The following is a 19,806-nucleotide window of genomic DNA, read 5'->3' as shown; positions in this document are numbered from 1 at the left end:
GCTGGCATGACGCAGGCACCCACCACCGACCTCCTCGCCCGCGCGCGGGCCTGGCTGGCCGAGGACCCCGACCCGCAGACCCGCGCTGAGCTGGCCGCGCTGCTGGCCGCCGCCGAGGCTCCGGAGGCCGAGTCCGAGAGCAAGCTCGCCTGGGCCCAGCTGGCCGAGCGGTTCGCCGACCGCCTCCAGTTCGGCACCGCCGGCCTGCGCGGTGAGCTGGGCGCGGGCCCGATGCGGATGAACCGCGCGGTGGTGATCCGGGCCGCCGCCGGCCTGGTCGCGTACGTGAAGAAGGAGAACCTGGGCGACCTGGTCGTCATCGGCTACGACGCCCGGCACAAGTCCTACGACTTCGCCCGCGACACCGCGGCCGTCGTGGTCGGCGCCGGCCTGCGCGCCGCACTGCTGCCGCGCGCCCTGCCCACCCCGGTGCTCGCCTTCGCCGTCCGCCACCTGGGCGCGGCCGCCGGCGTCACCGTGACGGCCAGCCACAACCCGCCGCAGGACAACGGCTACAAGGTCTACCTGGGCGACGGCTCGCAGATCGTGCCGCCGGCCGACGCCGGGATCGCCGCCGAGATCGACGCGATCGGCGCGCTCGCCGACGTCCCGCTGGCCGCGGACGGCTGGGAGGTGGTCGGCGAGGAGGTCGTCGAGGCGTACCTGACCCGCGCCGCGTCGATCGTGGACGAGCACAGTCCGCGCGACCTCTCCGTCGTCTACACCCCGATGCACGGCGTCGGCCGCGACACCCTGGTGGCTGCCTTCCACCGGGCCGGCTTCCCGGCCCCGACGGTGGTCGCCGAGCAGGCCGAGCCGGACCCGGACTTCCCGACCGTGGCCTTCCCCAACCCGGAGGAGCCGGGGGCGATGGACCTCGCCTTCCGCACCGCCGCCGCGACCGGTCCGGACATCGTCATCGCCAACGACCCCGACGCCGACCGCTGCGCGGTGGCCGTCCCGGCCAACGGCAACGCCGTCGGGGCCGGCAACGGCACCGGCTGGCGGATGCTCCGCGGCGACGAGGTGGGCGCCCTGCTCGGCGCCGCGCTGGTCGCCAAGAAGGCCGCCGGCACGTTCGCCACCACCATCGTCTCCTCCACCCTGCTCGGCCGGATCGCCGAGGCGGCCGGCCTGGGCTACGCGGAGACGCTGACCGGCTTCAAGTGGATCGCCCGCGCCGACGGCCTGCGCTACGGCTACGAGGAGGCGCTCGGCTACTGCGTCGACCCGCAGGGCGTGCGCGACAAGGACGGCATCACCGCCGCCCTGCTGGTGGCCGAGCTGGCCGCCACCCTCAAGCAGTCCGGCCGCACCCTGAACGACCTGCTGGACGACCTGGCGCTGGAGCACGGCCTGCACGCCACGGACCAGCTCTCCGTCCGGGTCCAGGACCTCTCGCTGATCGCCGACGCGATGCGGACGCTGCGCGAGCAGCCGCCGACCGTGCTGGCCGGGCTCGCCGTCACCAGGGCCGACGACCTGACCGCCGGCTCCCCGGACCTGCCGCCCACCGACGGCCTGCGCTACTACCTGGCCGGGGAGGCCGTCCGCTCGGCCCGGATCGTGGTCCGCCCGTCCGGGACCGAGCCCAAGCTGAAGTGCTACCTGGAGGTCGTCCTCCCGGTCGCCTCCGCCGCCGACCTGACCGGCGCCCGCGACCGGGCGGCCGAGCTGCTCGCCGCCATCAAGCGCGACCTCGCCACCGCCGCCGGCATCGAGGCCTGAGGCGCCGCGGGGTTCGCCCGCGCCGACGACGAAGGGGCCCGCCGTTCCCGAGGCGGGCCCCTTCGGTGCTGTCCGGCCTGTCCGGCCACGCGAGCGGCGGGACCGGTCGGACCGGACCCGAGGACGGCTGCGGCTGCGGGTCAGGCCGCGATCACGGTGATCAGCGCGATCAGGCCGACCAGGGTCGGCGCGATGATCCACCAGCACCACGACACGGTCACCGGGCCGGAGGCGTCGGGGCGCGAGGAGTTCCGCTCGGCCATCTCCTGGAGGATGCCGACCACCTGGTCGGACCAGGCGCGGGTCGGGTCCGACGCACCGGCCACCACCGGGGTGGGCTGCTTGCCCACGACCATGCCCAGCCGGGACACGTGCTCGGCGCCGCCGCGGTCGCGGACGCGGTTGGCCCGCTTGCGCTGGCGCAGCGAGACCGGGACGGCCCAGACCTGGAACTTCCGGCCGTCCGCCAGCAGCTCGACCGAGTACCCGGCCCGCAGCGCGTCCACCGCGGCCCACGGCGCCGTGATGGTCCGCAGCGGGTTGCGCACCACCAGCCGGCGGTCGTTGGCCAGCACGGCCGGCCGCAGGGTGTAGGCGATCACCGGGAAGGCGAACACCGGGACGGCGGCCAGCGCCACGTACGGCGTCTTCCCGGTCCCGGTCAGCGCCGCGTCCCCGATCAGCCAGGCGGCCACGGCCAGCAACAGCACACCGGAGATCACCCCGGGAATGGAGCGGTACACGCGGTCGGCGTACACGGGCTCGTCGGCGGAACCGGCAGGGCCCTGGTGGGGCTTGCCGTCGGATTCGGTCATGCCGACGATTCTGCCGCATGACCCGGCCGATCCACAGGGGGGGCGAGTGGGGCGGGAGGGGTTCGCAGATATCGGTCCGGCATCGAAAGGTCGCGGCCCTAGCGGTTGACTACGCGCGTAGATATGCTGGTCTGGTGACTATGTCCACTCTTGCAGCCAACGCCCTCCCCCAGCCTGGCGGCCGGGAGGTACCCCCAGGCGCTGCGGGCGGCGGTCTCCAGGACGTCGCGGCGTCCGAGGCCTCGCTCCGCCGCTTCCTGCACGGCCTGCCCGGCGTCGACCAGGTCGGCCTGGAGGCGCGTGCCGCCACTCTCGGTACCCGCTCCATCAAGACCACGGCGAAGGCGTACGCCATCGACCTCGCCATCTCGATGATCGACCTGACCACGCTGGAGGGCGCGGACACGGTCGGCAAGGTGCGCGCACTCTGCACCAAGGGCAGGACCCCCGACCCGACCGACCCGACCACCCCCCGCGTCGCCGCCATCTGTGTCTATCCGGACATGGTCGCCACCGCGAAGGCGGCGCTGCAGGGCACCGACATCCAGGTCGCCTCCGTCGCCACCGCCTTCCCGGCCGGCCGCGCCGCCCTCCCGGTGAAGCTCGCCGACACCGCCGACGCGGTCGCGGCGGGCGCCGACGAGATCGACATGGTGATCGACCGGGGCGCCTTCCTCTCCGGCCGCTACCTCGACGTCTTCAACGAGATCGTCGCCGTCAAGGAAGCGTGCAAGCGCGCGGACGGCACCTACGCCCACCTCAAGGTGATCTTCGAGACCGGCGAGCTGCAGACGTACGACAACGTGCGTCGCGCCTCGTGGCTGGCGATGCTCGCGGGTGCCGACTTCATCAAGACCTCCACCGGCAAGGTCGCCGTCAACGCGACCCCGCCGGTCACCCTGCTGATGCTGGAGGCGGTCCGCGACTTCCGCGCGCAGACCGGCGTCCAGGTCGGTGTGAAGCCCGCCGGCGGCATCAAGACCACCAAGGACGCCATGAAGTACCTGGTGATGGTCAACGAGACGCTCGGCGACGACTGGCTCACCCCGCACTGGTTCCGCTTCGGCGCCTCCAGCCTGCTCAACGACCTGCTGATGCAGCGTCAGAAGCTGACCACCGGACGGTACTCCGGTCCCGACTACGTGACGGTGGACTGATCACCATGGCCAAGAAGAAGAACACCGAGGAGCCCGTGACCGAGAAGCGCGGCGCCCTCTTCGAGTACGCCCCGGCCCCCGAGTCGCCCGCCGCCGCGGGTGACATCGCCACCTCGTACGGCCACTTCATCGGCGGCGAGTTCGTCGACTCCTCCGGCAGCGAGGCCCTGAAGACGGTCAACCCGGCCACCGAGCAGGTGCTCGCCGAGTTCGCCCAGGGCACCGACGAGGACGTCGAGCGTGCCGTCGCCGCCGCCCGCAAGGCCTTCACCGACTGGTCGGCGCTGCCGGGCAGCGAGCGCGCCAAGTACCTGTTCCGGATCGCCCGGATCATCCAGGAGCGCAGCCGCGAGCTGGCCGTGCTGGAGTCGATCGACAACGGCAAGCCGATCCGCGAGACCCGCGACGTCGACCTGCCGCTGGTCGCCGCGCACTTCTTCTACTACGCGGGCTGGGCCGACAAGCTGGACTACGCCGGCTTCGGCGCGAACCCGAAGCCGCTGGGCGTGGCCGGCCAGGTCATCCCGTGGAACTTCCCGCTGCTGATGCTGGCGTGGAAGATCGCCCCGGCGCTGGCGACGGGCAACACGGTCGTGCTCAAGCCGGCCGAGACCACCCCGCTGACCGCGCTGCGCTTCGCCGAGATCTGCCGCCAGGCGGGCCTGCCGAAGGGCGTCGTCAACATCGTCACCGGCGACGGCCGCACCGGTGCCGCGCTCACCGCGCACCCGGACGTCAACAAGGTCGCCTTCACCGGCTCCACCCCGGTCGGCCGGGCGATCGCCAAGCAGCTGGCCGGCACCCGCAAGAAGCTCTCCCTGGAGCTGGGCGGCAAGGCCGCCAACATCGTCTTCGACGACGCGCCGATCGACCAGGCGGTCGAGGGCATCGTCAACGGCATCTTCTTCAACCAGGGCCACGTCTGCTGCGCGGGCTCGCGCCTGCTGGTCCAGGAGTCGGTGCAGGACGAACTGCTGGACGCCCTGAAGCGCCGGATGGCCACCCTGCGGGTCGGCGACCCGCTGGACAAGAACACCGACATCGGCGCGATCAACTCCGCCGAGCAGCTGGCCCGGATCACCGCGCTGACCGAGGCCGGCGAGGCCGAGGGCGCCGAGCGCTGGTCGCCCGCCTGCGAGCTGCCGGGCACCGGCTTCTGGTTCAAGCCGACCCTGTTCACCGGCGTCAGCCAGGCCCACCGGATCGCCCAGGAGGAGATCTTCGGCCCGGTCCTGTCGGTGCTGACCTTCCGCACCCCCGACGAGGCGGTCGCGAAGGCCAACAACACCCCGTACGGCCTCTCCGCCGGCATCTGGACGGAGAAGGGCTCGCGGATCCTCTGGATGGCCGACAAGCTCAAGGCCGGCGTGATCTGGGCCAACACCTTCAACAAGTTCGACCCGACCTCGCCGTTCGGCGGCTACAAGGAGTCGGGCTACGGCCGCGAGGGTGGCCGCCACGGTCTGGAGGCCTACCTCGATGTCTGATGTCGTGACGCGTCTTGACGTCCTCAAGACCTACAAGCTGTACGTCGGCGGGAAGTTCCCGCGCTCCGAGAGCGGGCGGGTGTACGAGGTGACGGACTCCAACGGCGAGTGGCTCGCCAACGCCCCGCTCGGCACCCGCAAGGACACCCGCGACGCCGTGCTCGCGGCCCGCGCCGCGGTCAAGGGCTGGGCCGGCACCACCGCGTACAACCGCGGCCAGGTGCTGTACCGGGTGGCCGAGATGCTGCAGGGCCGGCGCGAGCAGTTCGCCGCCGAGGTGGCGCTGTCCGAGGGCATCGGCCCGAAGAAGGCCGCTGCCCTGGTGGACGCGGCGATCGACCGCTGGGTCTGGTACGCGGGCTGGACCGACAAGGTCGCCCAGATCGCGGGCGGGGCCAACCCGGTCGCCGGGCCGTACTTCAACCTCTCCACCCCGGAGCCGACCGGCGTGGTCGGGATCGTCGCCCCGCAGGCCGGCTACGGGCACTCGCTGCTCGGCCTGGTCTCGGTGATCGCGCCCGCCATCGCCACCGGCAACACCGTGGTGGTCGCGGCGGCCGCGGACGCCCCGCTGCCGGCCCTGTCGCTGGGCGAGGTGCTGGCCACCTCGGACGTCCCCGGCGGCGTGGTCAACATCATCTCCGGCCGTACCGTCGACATCGCGCCGACCCTGGCCTCGCACCAGGACGTCAACGCGCTGGACCTCACCGGGGCCATCGCCGCCGACGGACCCGGCGCGGCGGGTGTCCTGGAGGCCTCTGCCGCGGATACCCTGAAGCGGGTGGTCCGTCCGGAGCTGGACCCGTTCGCCCAGGACTGGACCAATGCGCCCGGTACCGACCGGCTACTCTCGTTCCTGGAGACGAAGACGGTCTGGCACCCGATGGGGATCTGACCGTTCCCGTCACCCGCTGACCGAACAACTCCACAGACTGGCCGTCCCCAACGCCCTCTCCCCCCCAGGGCCCGGACGGTCATTGGACGGACCCGCACCTCTCCCCCCCCCTGGTGCGGGTCCGTCGACTTTCGTCGCCGCGCGGTTCCGCCTTTCGGCGATCCCGGCGCGGATCCGGCCCGGGAAGAATCGTCCGTACCGGAGACGATCGAGGGGGAGGACGCCGTGGGGGATCTCACAGCCGAACTGATGACGCTGTTCGCGGACGGGTTCCTGCGCAGACTGCACGTGGCCCGCACCCGCCGCCGGCTGGCCGCCGGGCGCCCCGTCCGGGTGCCCTGCTCGGCCCGCTCCGACCGCCCCGGCTGGCGGCGCGAGTACGTCAACGGCCGGCTGCACATCGCCCCGGGAGCCGCCGGCGTCGGCTTCGGCTCGCGTGTCCTCGGCCACATCGAACTGGCCTGCGGCGGCACCTTCCACGAGCCCGCGCCCGACACCTGGTACGACCAGGACTGGGCCGCCACCACCTACCTGCCGCCCGGGGACGGGCACCCGGTCCACCTCCAGGTCGACACCCGGTACCTGCCGCTGGTCCAGGCCGCCCTCACCGACCCCCGGGCCGTTCGGAAAGGCTGATCCGCCCGGTTTCGGCATCGGGTCCGGATGCGTCAGACTGGTGTCTCGTGAGTGACTCCCCGCTGAACCCTGTGCCGACGACCCGCGCCCGGGTGGTCCTGCTGTCCGGCCCCTCCGGTTCGGGGAAGTCCTCGCTCGCCGAGCGCAGCGGCCTTCCGGTGCTCCAGCTCGACGACTTCTACAAGGACGGGGACGACCCGACCCTGCCGCTGCTGCCCGACGGCGCGGTGGACTGGGACTCCCCGCTCGCCTGGCACCGCGACCAGGCCGTCGCCGCCATCCGCAGCCTGTACGAGACCGGCCGCGCCGACGTCCCGGTGTACTCGATCCCGCACAACGGCCGGATCGACACCCGGGTGCTCGACCTCGCCGGCGCCCCCGCGTTCATCGCCGAGGGCATCTTCGCCGCCGAGATCACCGCCGAGTGCGCCGCCGAGGGCCTGCTCGGCGACGCGCTGTGCCTGCGCAACGGCGCCCTCACCACCGCCTGGCGCCGACTGCGCCGGGACGTCCGCGAGGGCCGCAAGTCGCTGCCGGTGCTGGTGCGCCGCGGCTGGCGCCTGATGCGCGCCGAGCGCTCGATCGTCGATCGTCAGGTGGCCCTCGGCTCGTACCCGTGCGCCGGGGTGGAGGCCGCGCGCCGGATCACCGCGGCGGCCCGGGCGGCGGAGTACTCCGCGGTCTGAGCGGCGACCCCGCCCGCTCGCCGCTCCCCCGGCCTCGCGCCGGGCCCGTGCACGACGAAACGACGACGGGCCGAGTGCGTCTCCCCCGCACCGGGCCCGCCGTCCCTCCTGGACGGCCGCCGGACTCCCCCGACGGCGCCGCTCCCCCGAGCCGGCGCCACCGATCCGCTGACCGTCCGCTACCCGTCCCCCGACGGGAGCTCCCGTGGCCGCGTCCCCCGCGGCCGGCCGGTCGCCGTTACGCGACCAGCTCACCGAACGCACGGGCGGTGTCGCCCGACTTGTTCAGGTGCTCGTCCTCGCGCATCCTGCGCAGGGCGCGCCAGATGCTGCTCTTCACCGTGCCGACGCTGATGCCGAGCACATCGGCGATCTCCGGGTCGGTCTTGCCCTCGTAGTACCGCAGCACCAGCATGGTCCGCTGGTTCTCCGGCAGCTTGGCCAGCGCCTGCCAGAGCACGGCGCGCAGCTCGGTGCCGCCCATCGCGTCGGTGTCGCCGGCCGTCTCCGGCAGCTCCTCGGTCGGGTACTCGTTGACCTTGCGGCGCCGCCAGGCGGAGATGTGCAGGTTGGTCATGGTGCGGCGGAGGTAGCCCCCGACCGCGGCCTTGTCGGTGATCCGGCCCCAGGCCCGGTAGGTGCTGAAGAGCGCGCTCTGCAGCAGGTCCTCGGCCTCGTAGCGGTCACCGGTGAGGTGGTACGCCGTGGCGTACAGGGAGGCGCGGCGCTCGCGCACGTACGTGGTGAACTCGTTGACGTGGTCCGCCGCGACGGCCGGGTGCTCCCCCTGCGCGCCTCCCTGTCCCGCCTCGGTGGCACGGGCCGCTGCGGGGTTCAGTCGCAGCAGCGTCGCGCCCGCGGCCTCACGGCCGGCCGATTCCCCCGAATCGACCGTCCGGAGACCGCTCCCCCCGATCCCCCTGGTTCCCCCGTTCCCCCCCAGGGTGTCCTTGCCCTCGACGCGGACGGGGAGGATCCCCCGCAGCGTGAGGGTGTTGGCGGAGTCGACCGCACTCCCCATGCGGCCGATTCCGTGAAGCTCCCCCGGCCTGCTGCCGCCGCTCACCCGGCAGGCAGCAGTGTTTCCACCGGTGCTGTGCGCGCACCCCCGTACGGTCACGGCACCGGAGGCCTCGTCGGTCCTGACCTCGAACCGGGTCCGGTGGGTGGTCGCTGACGAACGCGCGGTGCGGACAGCCGGGTTGGTCCGGGTCTGAAGCGTGGCGTTCATCGTGCGCCCCCTTGGTCGGTACGAGCGGTTCCTGTTGCCGCCCTCCAGCCGGCCGGTTGGCCCGCTGTCCTGCGGCGACATGGAAAATCCTGCCCGCCGGTTGTGATGGGCCTGTCCGCCGACTGTCACAGGGGTGTCACAGGGCCGGGCCCTTCATCCCGCACTCCCACCCGCCCTCACGGACGCCGGTGGCGAACATTCCGGTTCCCGCCCGGGCGGTGACCGGTGCCGGGGGGTGATTCGCCGCTCCGGGTGAGCCAGAATGAGGCCGTGCCTTTCCTCCTTCTGATCGAGGACGACGACGCCATCCGCACCGGCCTCGAACTCGCCCTCACCCGCCAGGGCCACAAAGTGGCCACCGCCGCCTCCGGCGAGGACGGTCTGAGGCTCTTCAAGGAGCAGCGGCCGGACCTGATCGTGCTGGACGTCATGCTGCCCGGAATCGACGGCTTCGAGGTCTGCCGCCGGATCCGGCGGACCGACCAGCTGCCGATCATCCTGCTGACCGCGCGGTCCGACGACATCGACGTGGTGGTCGGCCTGGAGTCCGGTGCGGACGACTACGTGGTCAAACCCGTCCAGCCGCGCGTCCTGGACGCCCGGATCCGGGCCGTGCTGCGCCGCGGCGAGCGCGAGAGCTCGGACTCCTCGGCCTTCGGCAGCGTGGTGATCGACCGGGCGGCGATGACCGTCACCAAGGACGGCGAGGACCTCCAGCTCACCCCGACCGAGCTGCGACTGCTGCTGGAGCTCAGCCGCCGGCCCGGTCAGGCGCTCTCCCGCCAGCAGCTGCTGCGCCTGGTCTGGGAGCACGACTACCTCGGCGACTCCCGGCTGGTGGACGCGTGCGTTCAGCGGCTGCGGGCCAAGGTCGAGGACGTCCCCTCGGCGCCGACGCTGATCCGCACCGTGCGCGGGGTCGGCTACCGGCTGGACCCGCCCGCATGAGCGCCGCCGACCGCCCGCTCGCCCTGATACCCCGGCTCTCCTGAACTACCGCTACGACAGGCTCCCGTGACTGACCACCAGACGATGACCAGCCGGTTCTCCTCGGGCCCGTGGCGACGGCTGCGCTCCCTGCGGGTGCGGCTGATCGCGGTGTTCGCCGCCGTCGCCCTGACCACCGCCGTCTCCGCCTCCGGCATCGCGTACTGGCTCAACCGCGACGCGGTGCTCAAACGCGCCCAGGACACCGCCCTCAACGACTTCCGCGTCTCGCTCAGCCGCAACGTCTCCGAACTGCCGCTGAACGCGACCTGCGACGACCTGGTCAGGCTCGCCACCAGCGTCGCCAGCAGCGGCCTCAACTACCAGGTGGTGGTCGGCGACGCCGCGCGGCCGGACTGCGTCGCCTCGTCGAACCCGGCGGGCTTCACGCTGGCCGACGTCCCGGCGAAGCTGCAGGACACGGTCGCCAAGCCGCGCGAGGTCACCGAGAGCAACCCGTACCCGTACCACCTGTACTGGCAGCGGCAGAACCTGGAGGGCCGGCCGTTCGTGATCGGCGGCACCAAGGTGGTGCCCACCGGTCCGACGGCGTACATGTTCAAGTCGCTGGAGAACGAGCGGGCCGACCTCAACACGCTCGGCTGGTCGCTGGCGATCGCCACGCTGCTGGCGCTGATCGGCTCGGCGCTGCTCGCCCAGGCGGCGTCGGCGACCGTGCTGCGCCCGGTCAAGCGCCTCGGCGACGCCGCCCGCCGGCTCGGCGAGGGCCACCTGGACACCCGGCTGGAAGTCGAGGGCTCGGACGAACTGGCCGACCTCGCCAGGACGTTCAACCGGACCGCGGAGTCGCTGCACGAGCAGGTCGAGGAGCTGAGCGCGCGCGAGGCGCAGAGCCGGCGGTTCGTCGCCGACATGTCGCACGAGCTGCGGACGCCGCTGACCGCGATGACCGCCGTGACGGACATCCTGGAGGACGAGGCGGAGTCGCTGGACCCGATGATCGAGCCGGCCGTCCGGCTGGTGGTCAGTGAGACCCGGCGCCTGTCCGACCTGGTGGAGAACCTGATGGAGGTGACCCGCTTCGACGCCGGCACGGCCAAGCTGGTCGCCGACGAGGTGGACATCGCCGACCTGATCATGTCCTGCATCGACGGCCGGGCCTGGTACGACGCGGTCGAGGTGGACGCCCCGCGCGGCATCCGGGCGGTGGTCGACCCGCGCCGGCTCGACGTCGTCTTCGCCAACCTGATCGGCAACGCGCTCAAGCACGGCGGCTCGCCGGTGCGGGTGAAGGTCCGGGAGGAGTCCCGCGAGCAGGGCGGCGAGCCGGGCGGCGACGTGGTCGTCGTCGAGGTCTCCGACAGCGGCCCCGGCATCCCGGAGGACGTGCTGCCGCACGTCTTCGACCGGTTCTACAAGGCCGACAAGGGGAGGGCGCGGTCGGAGGGCAGCGGGCTCGGCCTGTCGATCGCGATGGCCAACGCACAGATCCACGGGGGGACGATCACGGCCGCCAACGGGGAGGTGGGCGCGGTGTTCACGCTGACGCTGCCGCTGACCCCGCCGCCCCCGCCGGCGGAAACCGCCACCGAGGAGAGTGCGCAGTGAGCGCCGCCACGCCCTTCCGCCCGCTGCTGCGCCCCGCCGCGGGCGCGGTGCTGCTGCTCGCGCTGGCGACCGGCTGCGGCATCCGCCCGACCGCCGTCCCGGTGGACGCGGGCGCGCCGGCCAGCCGGACCGCCTGTCCGACCGTGGTGCACGTACCCACCGCGCCCGCCACGCCCTCGGCGACCGCTCCGGCGGCGCCGGCGCCGACCGTCCAGGGCGCACCGCCGGCCAAGGCGGGCGCGAGCCCGTCGCCGTCGGCGGCCCCGTCGGGGACGCTCTCGCCGACCCCGAAGGCGTCCACCCCGCCGGCGGACAACGCGTTCAGCGCGATGCCCACGGCGACGCCCACGGCGACCTGCCGGTAAACCCGCCGGGTGCCCCCGGACAGCGTTCCGGGGGCACGCCGGAATGTTCGCGCCGGGCGTGGAACCGATGCGCCACCGGCTCACGTCCTTCCCCCCGTGCAGCGACATGGCACCAGGACACGCGACGAGCGTTCCGGCGTGCGGACCGAGACCCGGCCGACGACGGGCGTCCACCGCCCCTTCCGCCTGGTGGGGCTCTTCGCCCTCACCGTCCATCTGGCGCTGGCCGGTTGGCTGGTGCTGAGGCCGTTGCCGGTGGCCTGGGTCTACGACGCCAACCTGACGCCGCTGGCCTCGCTCCGCTTCGCGACCGCCTGGCAGGTGCTGGGTGAACTGCTGCTCCTGGCCCCGCTCGGGGTCCTGCTCCCGCTGGCCGGCGGCCGGCTCCACGCCCGCTGGTTCCCGTCCTTCCTCCGCACCACCGGCGCCTCGGCCCTGCTGGCGACCGCCCTGGAGTTCCTCGCCTCCTGGACGCCGGGCCACGTGCTCGACGTCGACCGGATCCTCTTCGCGGTGATCGGCGTGACCGGCACCCACCTGGCGGTCGTCCCCGTCTCGCGCTCGCTGCTCCAGCGTTACGCCCACCGCCCCCGGCCGGCCCCGGCCGGCCCGGTCGTGCCGCCCGCACCGGTCGTCCCGGCTCCGGCGGCGCCTTCCCCCGCAGCCCCACCGGCCGTCTACGCGGACCCGGTCTCCTCCCCCGTGCGCTGAGGCCCGGCCGCGGGGGCCGCCGCGCGGTTCACGCCGGGGCTGCCGGCGGCCCGCCGCTCCTCGTGGGCGCGCACGGCCTCCGCGAACCGCCAGACCGGGTCCGGAATGCCCCAGGTCCCCTCCGACGGCTCCTCGACGGTTTCGACGGGCTCCCGACCGCCGCCGTCCCCGGGGAACTCGCCGAGGTCGATCAGGACCCGGCCCAGGTTGAACAGGGCCACGCCGCGGAAGACCGGGTGGCCGGTCCACAGGCGCAGTGCGGACCTCAGTGCGTCGGCGGCCTCCTGGTACCGGCCCAGCCCCTGCAGCGCCAGGCCGAGGCCGTGCCAGCCCTCGGCCTCCTGGTCGGGGTCGCCGAGGCGCCGGGCGGCCCGGAGCGTCGTGGCGGCGGTCTCCAGGCGCTCCCGCTCGCCGTACATCGGGCCGTAGGAGGCGAGCAGGTGGCCGACCCTGAAGGCGATCGACCACTCGCCCACCGACTCGGCGAGCTGCGCCGCCGCCAGCGGGTTGGAGCACTCGTCGCTCACCCGGCCCACGCCGTCGGCGGCCGGGTGGCCGTCCTCGTCGAGGCCGAAGTGGGCCTCTTCAAGCGCCTCGGCGTAGTGGGTCAGCAGGGCGCGCAGGTGCGGCGCGTAGCGGTCGCCGGCCGCGCGGGCGTGCCCGGCCGCGTACTCGCGCACCAGGTCGTGCATGCTCCACCGGCCGCCCTCCGGGCTCTGCCGGAGCAGGCCGGTGGCGGCCAGCCCGGCCAGGGCGAGCGTCGTCCTGCCGACGCCACCCGGCCCCGCGACCGACGCCACCAGGACCGGTTCGGCGCTCGCGGCCCCCGGGTCGAGCAGCGCCAGCAGCTCGACCGACTCCGTCGCGCGCCCGGTGAACCCCGTTGGAACGGGCGGGAGTCCGGGCAGGTCTGGCAGGTCGGGCAGGTCGGCGGGTACGCCGCCGGACGCCAGGGTGACGTGCGCGTGGTCCGCCATCACGACGTTCTGGAACTCGCCGCCGCTGATCGCGTTCGAGACGTCCACGCTCGGCACTCCCCGCTCCCCCTCCTGCGCCCTCAGGCCCGCCGGACCCGGCCGCCCACCTCGACGAGGCCGCCGTCGCCGAGCGCCGTGACGATCTGCGAGCCGCGGCCCTGGGTGATCGTCAGGTCCCGCTGGAGCTCGGCGGTCAGCAGCAGGGCGGCGGCGCCGGTGGCTTCGTCCTCGTCGATGCCGTCCCCGCGTCCGGGGAAGGCACGCGCCCGGACGGTGCCGGCCGGCTCGTCCTGCCAGGCCCAGGCGTAGATCCACTCGCCCGGGGGCGGGACCTCCAGCGCGTCCACCTCGGCCGCCGAGCCGTACTGCCGGGTCGTCCGGGCGGGCGCCCACTCCGGGCGGGCCTCGATCCGGGTGAACTCCCCCTCGTGGCGTACCCGGACGGTGCCGGCCGCGGTGACGAGCCGGTCCGCGCCGAGCAACCAGGCGGCCCCGACGCAGGGGTGGCCGGCGAAGGGGAGGCGCAGGCCGGGGGTGTAGATGTCGATCGCGCCCCGCTCGGGGTCGTCGACGAACACCGTCTCGCTGAAGCCGAGTTCGCGGGCGAAGGCCTGGCGCCGCGCCTCGTCGGGCACGGACGCGCCGTCGCGCACCACTCCCAGCTCGTTGCCGTGCTCGCCGCCGGGCCCGCAGAACACCCGCAGCACCTCGTAGTCCGTCACTCGCCCACCCCTGCCGTCGTCCCGGGCCCACCCGCGCACCCGTGCGCGCGGTCCACCGACCGTACCGCGGGAAAAGGGGAGGTCAGGTGTCGGTGCACTCCGATACTGTGCGCACTCGTCCCCATCAGTAGCACCTTCTTCACAGCACAGGACCTCCGTGAACCTCGACTTCAGCGCTGAGCCCCTCTTCTCCTGGTACGTCGTCCTGCTGGCCGTCAGCGGCTTCGCCATGGTCGTCCTGGGGGCCGTCAGCGGCTCGCTGAGTGGCGGCTGGCGGGCCGTCAACGTGATCGCCGGCCTCGCGTTCGCCGGCTACGCCTACTACCTGGCGTTCGTCTTCGAGGGCGGCGAGTACCGCCTGTTCTTCCAGGCGTTCATCCTCCCGGTGGTGCTGATAGTCAGGTCGGTGAAGTCCCTGGCGGCCCGCAACACCCCGGCCCCGCAGCCGGTCCCGTCCGCTGCGCCGTACAACCCGAACGCGCCGTACCACGGCTCCGCGCCGTACGACCCGAACGCGCCGCAGGGCGGTCAGGCGGTCCCGCCGCAGGCCGCGGCCCAGGCGCCGGCGCCGCAGCAGCCGTCCGCCTGACCGGTCGCCGACAGCTCCCCCGGCCCCGACGCGCCCCGTCTCGTTGGGGCCGGGGCGCGTCGGGCTCCGTCACGGTGTGAGGCGGTGGAGGTCGCGCGGGAAGAGGGTGGTGCGGCGGATGTTGTCCGCCCCCGTCAGCCGCGCCGTCCACCGCTCCAACCCGAGGGCGAAGCCACCGTGCGGGGGCATGCCGTGGGCGAAGGAACGCAGGTACGCCGCGTACGGCTCCGGCGACTCGCCGCGGGCGGCGAGGGCGCCACGGTAGTCCTCGTACCGGTGCAGCCGTTGGCCGCCGGTGACCAGCTCCAGGCCCCGGAAGAGCAGGTCGAAGCTGTTGGAGTACGCCGGCCGGCCGGGCTCGGGGTGGGTGTAGAACGGGCGCTTACGCATCGGGTAGCCGACCACGAAGAGGAACTCGCTGCCGTACTCGCGAAGCGCCCACTCGCCGAGCCACCGCTCGTGTGCGGGGGCGAGGTCCGGCTCGTCGGCACCGAGCAGCCGCATCGCCTCGGCGAAGTGGATCTGCGGGATCTCGGCCGGGACGACGGGCAGTTCCACGTCCAGCAGCTCGACGGCCGCGGCGACCCGGCCCGCCACCGCGGTCACCATGCCCGCGACGGCCTCGCGGACGACGGCCATCACGTCGCGGTGGTCGGTGATGAAACCGAGTTCGGCGTCCAGGCTGGTGTACTGGGCGAGGTGACGCGCGGTGTCGTGCGGTTCGGCACGGAAGACCGGTCCGGTCTCGTAGACCCGCTCGAAGACGCCGACCATGGCCTGCTTGAAGAACTGCGGCGACTGCGCGAGGTAGGCGGGCCGGCCGAACCAGTCGAGGGCGAAGACGTCGGCGCCGGACTCGGTGGCCGAGGAGACCACCTTCGGCGTCTGGACCTCGGTGAAGCCGAGCCCGTCGAGCACCGCCCGGAAGCCGGCCACGGAGGCCGCGGAGATCCGGTGCGGTGCGGCAAGTCGCGGGTGCCGGAGGGTGACCGGCGCGCCGTCGAGGACGACCGGCAGGGTGGCGGGCACGGTCGGACGGTAGAGACTGAACGGCGGTGCCTCAGCGAGGCTGGAGAGCACCTCGACGGTGGGCCCGGTCAGCTCGACGCCGTTCGGTGCCTGCGGGTTTGCGGTCACGGTGCCGCGGATCCGCAGGACTGTCTCCTCCGGGACGTCGGCCTCCCCCTCTGCGGTGACCACCTGGGCGAGCCCGGAGCGGTCGCGGAGGACCAGGAAGGTGACGGACTTCAGTGCGCGGCGGCGGTGCAGCCAGCCGCAGAGTTCGATGGACTTGCCGATGTGGCCGGGTAGTTCGGCGGCCAGGACGCGGGCGGTCGTCGGGTGGATCATCGCGGCCCTCCGGGGGCGTCGTCGTGATCCCTTGGGAGTGCGGGCGAGAAGGGGACTCGCGGTGCCACCGCACTTTCGCCGCCGCTGTCGGTGAAACGGCGGCCTCGTTCGCTGACCCGATGACGGGGGCCGACCGGCGGGGCATTTCCTCCCCGCGCTCAGGAGTGTCTTCCCCCCGGGGCGCGGGACCGCCTTCACAGCTGCCGGCAGCTCTCTCGGCTCACGGGTCCCGGGGGTACTCGTCTCCCTCAACGCGTTGCAGGAGAGGCTAGGCGGGGTGCAGGAACCCACGCAACGGAGTTACGCCTCGCCTACCCCAATGCCGCAGCAGCCGCTGCGATCAGCGCCCACGCCTCGGGACCGTGGACCGCCTGGGTGGCCAGTTCGGAGAAGGCCTGCTCATAGAGGGTGATCTCGCTGGGCTGGCTGATGGTGAGGTAGCCGGAGACCAGTTCCACGTTCACCTGGGCGGTGTCGTAGATCCAGAAGCCCTCCACCGGCATCCGCAGGCGGTCCGGGCTCATGGGGACAACACCGAGGCTGACGTTCGGCCGCGTGCCCACCGTGAGCAGGTGGTCGAGCTGGCCGCGCAGAACGTCAGGGCCGCCCAGGCTCGATCGCAGGACGGACTCCTCAACCAGGAAGGCAAAGCGCCGATCGCCTTCGCGGAGGACGCGCTGCCGTTCCATCCGTGCCTCGACCGCGGCCTCGACGTCGTCCACCGCAACCCTGCGCTGCTGCACGGCCCGCAGGACGGACTCGGTGTAGGCCCGGGTCTGTAGCAGCCCCGGCACCAGCCATGACGAATACGCCCGAAAGCGCCGCGTCCGCTCGAACAGCGGTAGGACAGCCTCCTGGACCCGCTTCAGCCCGTCGCGTTCCTTTCGCCGCCATTCCACGAACATGCCCTCGACCACACGCAGTGACGCCACCAGGTCCTGCGATCGGTCGGAGGCACCGCAGGCACGGCACCACGCCAAGACGTCCTCGGGTGAGGGCACCGTTCGCGCGTTCTCGATCCGCGAGGACTTCGACGGGTGCCAGCCACAGCGCCCGGCGAGTTCGCGTCCGGTCAGCCCTGCCTCCCGCCGGATCTCACCGAGCCGGGCGGCGAGATCACGGCGGGCCTGGCGCACGCTCGACGAGGCAGAGTCGGACATGACGGTGGCAGTCGCTCAGCGCGGCCGGTACTCCTCGTGTGGAATGGCCCGGTCCCACACCGATTCGAACGCCGAGCCGCACCGTTCCGCCAGGACCTTGTCGGTCACGTACTCGCGGCCGTCGGCGTCGAGTTGCCCCTCGCCGGTGAAGTGGTGGAACAGCACCGTCTCGTCGTCGAAGAGCCAGAAGTCCATTCCCGGCAGGGCGAGATCGCGTGCCTGTCGCCTGGGCAACCAGCGCACGAGTTCGCCGGCGGCCAGGTTGGCGAAGGTTCCGTCGTATTCGTACCGGACGTAGTCGCTGATCGGTTCGGACACGATGCGCGCACGCCTCACGGTGACGCCCCGGGCTACGGCCGCACTGACCACATCGTGCCAGGACAGCCACCAGGAACCCCGGTCCGCCTGGTCCGGCCGATGACCTCGCTGCCAGGCGATGAAGGAAGGGTCGTCACGCATGTAGCTGTCGCGCATCTCCAGGTGAACGGCCGACCTCCGAGCCGTGGCCAACGCCTCACGTGCCGGCGGTTGCACTCTCTCCCTCTCCCTCCGGTCGTGGGATGAACCGAAGCATGTTCATGGGCAGCCGGATCACGGTCTCGTGCTGCGGAATGTCGGTCGAGTGTCCCGGGATCGAGCCTACGTCCTGGGCTGCCCTGATCGTTGCTTCATCAGCCTTCCAAGACTGGATGATCAGGTCACCCGTGACCTCGTCCTGCCAGATCGTCGGGCATTCGTCCGTCTGCGAGTTGGGGTCGATGCCGAGGAACCGGAGCGACATGGCGCCTCCCTTGTGTCGAGTGGCTCACGTTCCGCCACCAGCGTTCACGTCCTGCCGAGGGCGGGTCAAGACCACTACCTGGCGCACCGTAGCGAAGCCGGGCGCGGGGGCGCATCGATGCAATCTGCTGCAACTTCGTTGGGGTGGCGATGGGACGACTCCTAGCTTGGCGATGGCCAGATGTGTCGAGCCATCGACGAGCACGCGAGAGGGATCCACCATGACCACACCCAGCGAAGGCCCCAAGCCCTCCGACCGGCCGCCCGGGCCGATGCCGCCCCAGCGACCGAGCCACACGGCCTGAGTCGAACCGACCACCAGCGAATCGCAGGGAGATGACGAATCATGGCGTGGGGAACCGGCAAGGGCGGCAGCTCAGGCGGCGGAAGCGGCTCCAACGACGGCGGGCAGGGCAAACACGCGGGCAACAGAGATCCGGGCAAGTCCGCACCCAATCCCGATACCAGCAAGCCGAAGCCGGAGCCGAAGCACAAGTGACTTGCGATCAGCAACACGCGGAGCAGGCCGGCGTTCCCGGCCTGCTCCGCGGCGTACGTGACGAGCTCGGCCACGAAGTGGCCCCGGAGTGGCAGGCAGCGGCACTCGCCGCGCCGCGACACCGGTTCCTGCCGGAGCGAGTCTGGCTGCCGGACGCGCAGGGCCGGTACGCGGTCTGTGACCGGTCGGCGCAACCAGAGGCCTGGCTTGCCGCCGCGTATACGGACGACGCCGTGGTCACCCAGGTCAACGACGGTGCGGACCCGACGGAGGACGACGAGCCGTGGCCGTCGTCCTCCGCCTCCGCGCCGTCTGTGGTCTTCCGCATGCTCGAAGCGCTCGACCTCGAAGCCGGCATGAAGGTGCTGGAGATCGGCACGGGCACCGGACTCACCGCGGCCTACCTTGCCCGTCGGCTGGGTGACGCCAATGTGGTGACGGTCGAGATCGACGCCGCCCTCGCCGAACGGGCGAGGGCGGCGCTGGAGTCGAACGCGTTGCGGCCCACGGTGATCTGCGCGGACGGCCAAGAGGGGTGGGAGCGGCAGGCACCGTACGACCGGGTAGCGGCGACCTGCTCGGTCACCCGCGTTCCAGTGGCCTGGCTGGAGCAGACACGGGTCGGGGGCGTCATTCTCACGCCGTGGGACAACCCGTGGATCTGCTGGGGACTGCTCCGGCTCACAGTGCGGCAGGACGGAACCGCAGAGGGCCGGTTCAGTCCGTACAGCGCGTTCATGACCCTGCGCGCCCAGCGGAAGGACCTGCGGATCTACCGGGACGTGGTGCGGGACGAACACCGGCCTCAGGAGTCGTCGACGGGCCTTGATCCCCGGCTCGTGGCCGGGAGGGAATGGACGAGCGACTTCACCATCGGCCACCGGCTCGGCAACGTCTGGTACGTCTGGCACGACGACCCGAACGTGGAAGGCGTGCGGCGTCGGCTGTGGCTCGCGACGACCGGCTGTACGTCGTGGGCCGCGGTGGACTGGCACGGCGAGGAACGGGCCGATCGATACACGGTGTGGCAGCACGGCTCACGGCGGCTGTGGAATGAGGCCGAAGAGGCGTACCAGTGGTGGCAGGGGCACGGGCGTCCCGGCCCGGAACGCTTCGGCCTCACCGTGAACGGCGAGGAGCACCGAATGTGGTTGGACGACCCGGCGCACAGCTGGTCGCTGCGCAGCTGAGGATGTGAAGACGAGGCGGGGCGGCCGGTGGCCGCCCCGCCTCGTCTTGCTTGGATACTGCCCTCAGATCAGGTGGTCGAACTCGCCGGCCTTCACTCCGAGGATGAAGACTCGGAGCTTCGAGGCGCTGGTCGTGACGATGGCGTTCGGGTCGTCCGACTCGCGGAGGTGGCGCAGGTCGCCGGCACCGAGGGCGAGTTCGACGCAGCTGCCGCCCTCGTTGGAGCCGCTGAATGACGACTTCTGCCAGCGGAGTTCGGACATCGTGAAGC

The 19,806-nt window shown here is 72.6% G+C and carries 22 protein-coding genes; 13 read left to right on the top strand and 9 right to left on the bottom strand.

Annotation, left to right across the window (positions count from 1 at the left end):
- Positions 1-6 precede the first annotated feature (6 nt).
- Positions 7-1,728, top strand: coding sequence for a phospho-sugar mutase (locus ACF9IK_RS22250; protein WP_395295894.1), 1,722 nt, complete (start codon positions 7-9; stop codon positions 1,726-1,728).
- 140 nt (positions 1,729-1,868) lie between these two features.
- Here ACF9IK_RS22250 and ACF9IK_RS22245 read toward each other — a convergent pair whose 3' ends face one another.
- Complete coding sequence (locus ACF9IK_RS22245; RefSeq protein ID WP_395295893.1) at positions 1,869-2,543, bottom strand: PH domain-containing protein; 675 nt, start codon at positions 2,541-2,543, stop codon at positions 1,869-1,871.
- Between the two features lie 140 nt (positions 2,544-2,683).
- On the opposite strand from ACF9IK_RS22245, the gene deoC reads away from it, so the two are divergent.
- From deoC to ACF9IK_RS22220, 5 genes are all read left to right on the top strand, one after another.
- Positions 2,684-3,700 carry a deoxyribose-phosphate aldolase gene (gene deoC / locus ACF9IK_RS22240; protein WP_395295892.1) on the top strand — a complete coding sequence of 339 codons (1,017 nt, stop codon included), beginning with the start codon at positions 2,684-2,686 and terminating at the stop codon, positions 3,698-3,700.
- A gap of 5 nt (positions 3,701-3,705) precedes the next feature.
- On the top strand, positions 3,706-5,187 hold the full coding sequence (locus ACF9IK_RS22235; RefSeq protein ID WP_395295891.1) for an aldehyde dehydrogenase family protein: 1,482 nt from the start codon (positions 3,706-3,708) through the stop codon (positions 5,185-5,187).
- Entirely contained in the window at positions 5,180-6,082 is a 903-nt protein-coding gene (locus ACF9IK_RS22230) for an aldehyde dehydrogenase family protein (RefSeq protein ID WP_395295890.1), read from the top strand. The genes ACF9IK_RS22235 and ACF9IK_RS22230 overlap by 8 nt, the downstream gene beginning before the upstream one ends.
- A gap of 225 nt (positions 6,083-6,307) precedes the next feature.
- A complete protein-coding gene (locus ACF9IK_RS22225; protein WP_395295889.1) occupies positions 6,308-6,718 on the top strand; it encodes a hypothetical protein in 411 nt (136 codons plus the stop codon).
- A 47-nt stretch (positions 6,719-6,765) separates the two neighbouring features.
- The gene (locus ACF9IK_RS22220; RefSeq protein ID WP_395295888.1) at positions 6,766-7,404 is read left to right on the top strand and encodes an ATP-binding protein; all 639 of its coding nucleotides are present in this window, start codon (positions 6,766-6,768) and stop codon (positions 7,402-7,404) included.
- A 238-nt stretch (positions 7,405-7,642) separates the two neighbouring features.
- Here the strand turns inward: ACF9IK_RS22220 and ACF9IK_RS22215 are convergent, their stop codons facing one another.
- Complete coding sequence (locus ACF9IK_RS22215; protein WP_395295887.1) at positions 7,643-8,425, bottom strand: SigE family RNA polymerase sigma factor; 783 nt, start codon at positions 8,423-8,425, stop codon at positions 7,643-7,645.
- Between the two features lie 480 nt (positions 8,426-8,905).
- Between ACF9IK_RS22215 and ACF9IK_RS22210 the strand changes: the two genes are divergently transcribed.
- From ACF9IK_RS22210 to ACF9IK_RS22195, 4 genes are all read left to right on the top strand, one after another.
- Positions 8,906-9,583, top strand: a complete 678-nt coding sequence (locus ACF9IK_RS22210; RefSeq protein ID WP_238862898.1) for a response regulator transcription factor — start codon at positions 8,906-8,908, stop codon at positions 9,581-9,583.
- A gap of 84 nt (positions 9,584-9,667) precedes the next feature.
- The gene (locus ACF9IK_RS22205; protein ID WP_395298647.1) at positions 9,668-11,191 is read left to right on the top strand and encodes an ATP-binding protein; all 1,524 of its coding nucleotides are present in this window, start codon (positions 9,668-9,670) and stop codon (positions 11,189-11,191) included.
- Positions 11,188-11,556, top strand: a complete 369-nt coding sequence (locus tag ACF9IK_RS22200) for a hypothetical protein (RefSeq protein ID WP_395295886.1) — start codon at positions 11,188-11,190, stop codon at positions 11,554-11,556. The genes ACF9IK_RS22205 and ACF9IK_RS22200 overlap by 4 nt, the downstream gene beginning before the upstream one ends.
- A 138-nt stretch (positions 11,557-11,694) precedes the next feature.
- A complete protein-coding gene (locus ACF9IK_RS22195; RefSeq protein WP_395295885.1) occupies positions 11,695-12,267 on the top strand; it encodes a VanZ family protein in 573 nt (190 codons plus the stop codon).
- Here the strand turns inward: ACF9IK_RS22195 and ACF9IK_RS22190 are convergent.
- Both ACF9IK_RS22190 and ACF9IK_RS22185 read right to left on the bottom strand, forming a co-directional pair.
- Positions 12,234-13,292, bottom strand: a complete 1,059-nt coding sequence (locus tag ACF9IK_RS22190; RefSeq protein ID WP_395295884.1) for a tetratricopeptide repeat protein — start codon at positions 13,290-13,292, stop codon at positions 12,234-12,236. The two genes, ACF9IK_RS22195 and ACF9IK_RS22190, sit on opposite strands and share 34 nt — an antisense overlap.
- Before the next feature lie 32 nt (positions 13,293-13,324).
- Positions 13,325-13,966, bottom strand: coding sequence for a PhzF family phenazine biosynthesis protein (locus ACF9IK_RS22185; RefSeq protein ID WP_395295883.1), 642 nt, complete (start codon positions 13,964-13,966; stop codon positions 13,325-13,327).
- A gap of 157 nt (positions 13,967-14,123) precedes the next feature.
- Here ACF9IK_RS22185 and ACF9IK_RS22180 point away from each other — a divergent pair, with 157 nt between their 5' ends.
- A complete protein-coding gene (locus tag ACF9IK_RS22180) occupies positions 14,124-14,555 on the top strand; it encodes a hypothetical protein (RefSeq protein WP_395295882.1) in 432 nt (143 codons plus the stop codon).
- Positions 14,556-14,624: 69 nt separating this feature from the next.
- Here the strand turns inward: ACF9IK_RS22180 and aspS are convergent, their stop codons facing one another.
- From aspS to ACF9IK_RS22160, 4 genes are all read right to left on the bottom strand, one after another.
- Positions 14,625-15,905 carry an aspartate--tRNA(Asn) ligase gene (aspS, locus tag ACF9IK_RS22175; protein WP_395295881.1) on the bottom strand — a complete coding sequence of 427 codons (1,281 nt, stop codon included), beginning with the start codon at positions 15,903-15,905 and terminating at the stop codon, positions 14,625-14,627.
- Between the two features lie 311 nt (positions 15,906-16,216).
- On the bottom strand, positions 16,217-17,065 hold the full coding sequence (locus ACF9IK_RS22170) for a helix-turn-helix domain-containing protein (protein ID WP_395295880.1): 849 nt from the start codon (positions 17,063-17,065) through the stop codon (positions 16,217-16,219).
- A gap of 15 nt (positions 17,066-17,080) precedes the next feature.
- Positions 17,081-17,599, bottom strand: a complete 519-nt coding sequence (locus ACF9IK_RS22165; RefSeq protein ID WP_395295879.1) for a DUF6879 family protein — start codon at positions 17,597-17,599, stop codon at positions 17,081-17,083.
- Entirely contained in the window at positions 17,580-17,846 is a 267-nt protein-coding gene (locus ACF9IK_RS22160) for a hypothetical protein (RefSeq protein WP_395295878.1), read from the bottom strand. Before ACF9IK_RS22160 ends, ACF9IK_RS22165 begins: the two co-directional genes overlap by 20 nt.
- 345 nt (positions 17,847-18,191) lie before the next feature.
- Between ACF9IK_RS22160 and ACF9IK_RS22155 the strand changes: the two genes are divergently transcribed.
- Positions 18,192-18,344 (top strand): hypothetical protein, encoded by a 153-nt coding sequence (locus ACF9IK_RS22155; RefSeq protein ID WP_395295877.1) that lies wholly within the window; start codon positions 18,192-18,194, stop codon positions 18,342-18,344.
- On the top strand, positions 18,341-19,534 hold the full coding sequence (locus tag ACF9IK_RS22150; protein WP_395295876.1) for a methyltransferase domain-containing protein: 1,194 nt from the start codon (positions 18,341-18,343) through the stop codon (positions 19,532-19,534). Before ACF9IK_RS22155 ends, ACF9IK_RS22150 begins: the two co-directional genes overlap by 4 nt.
- A 63-nt stretch (positions 19,535-19,597) precedes the next feature.
- Here ACF9IK_RS22150 and ACF9IK_RS22145 read toward each other — a convergent pair whose 3' ends face one another.
- Entirely contained in the window at positions 19,598-19,798 is a 201-nt protein-coding gene (locus tag ACF9IK_RS22145) for a DUF397 domain-containing protein (RefSeq protein ID WP_395295875.1), read from the bottom strand.
- Positions 19,799-19,806: the final 8 nt, after the last annotated feature.

The organism is Kitasatospora hibisci (assembly GCF_043950205.1).
GTDB classification, from domain to species: Bacteria; Actinomycetota; Actinomycetes; order Streptomycetales; family Streptomycetaceae; genus Kitasatospora; species Kitasatospora hibisci.
This window is presented reverse-complemented; position numbering and strand designations above follow the sequence as displayed.

What these genes read in the sequence shown, in the direction of transcription:
- ACF9IK_RS22250 (WP_395295894.1), top strand. Translation starts at nt 7, where the DNA reads ATGACGCAGGCACCCACCACCGACCTCCTCGCCCGCGCGCGGGCCTGG.
- ACF9IK_RS22245 (WP_395295893.1), bottom strand. Translation starts at nt 2,543, where the DNA reads ATGACCGAATCCGACGGCAAGCCCCACCAGGGCCCTGCCGGTTCCGCC.
- deoC (WP_395295892.1), top strand. Translation starts at nt 2,684, where the DNA reads ATGTCCACTCTTGCAGCCAACGCCCTCCCCCAGCCTGGCGGCCGGGAG.
- ACF9IK_RS22235 (WP_395295891.1), top strand. Translation starts at nt 3,706, where the DNA reads ATGGCCAAGAAGAAGAACACCGAGGAGCCCGTGACCGAGAAGCGCGGC.
- ACF9IK_RS22230 (WP_395295890.1), top strand. Translation starts at nt 5,180, where the DNA reads ATGTCTGATGTCGTGACGCGTCTTGACGTCCTCAAGACCTACAAGCTG.
- ACF9IK_RS22215 (WP_395295887.1), bottom strand. Translation starts at nt 8,425, where the DNA reads ATGGGGAGTGCGGTCGACTCCGCCAACACCCTCACGCTGCGGGGGATC.
- ACF9IK_RS22205 (WP_395298647.1), top strand. Translation starts at nt 9,668, where the DNA reads ATGACCAGCCGGTTCTCCTCGGGCCCGTGGCGACGGCTGCGCTCCCTG.
- aspS (WP_395295881.1), bottom strand. Translation starts at nt 15,905, where the DNA reads ATGATCCACCCGACGACCGCCCGCGTCCTGGCCGCCGAACTACCCGGC.
- ACF9IK_RS22170 (WP_395295880.1), bottom strand. Translation starts at nt 17,065, where the DNA reads ATGTCCGACTCTGCCTCGTCGAGCGTGCGCCAGGCCCGCCGTGATCTC.
- ACF9IK_RS22160 (WP_395295878.1), bottom strand. Translation starts at nt 17,846, where the DNA reads ATGTCGCTCCGGTTCCTCGGCATCGACCCCAACTCGCAGACGGACGAA.
- ACF9IK_RS22155 (WP_395295877.1), top strand. Translation starts at nt 18,192, where the DNA reads ATGGCGTGGGGAACCGGCAAGGGCGGCAGCTCAGGCGGCGGAAGCGGC.
- ACF9IK_RS22145 (WP_395295875.1), bottom strand. Translation starts at nt 19,798, where the DNA reads ATGTCCGAACTCCGCTGGCAGAAGTCGTCATTCAGCGGCTCCAACGAG.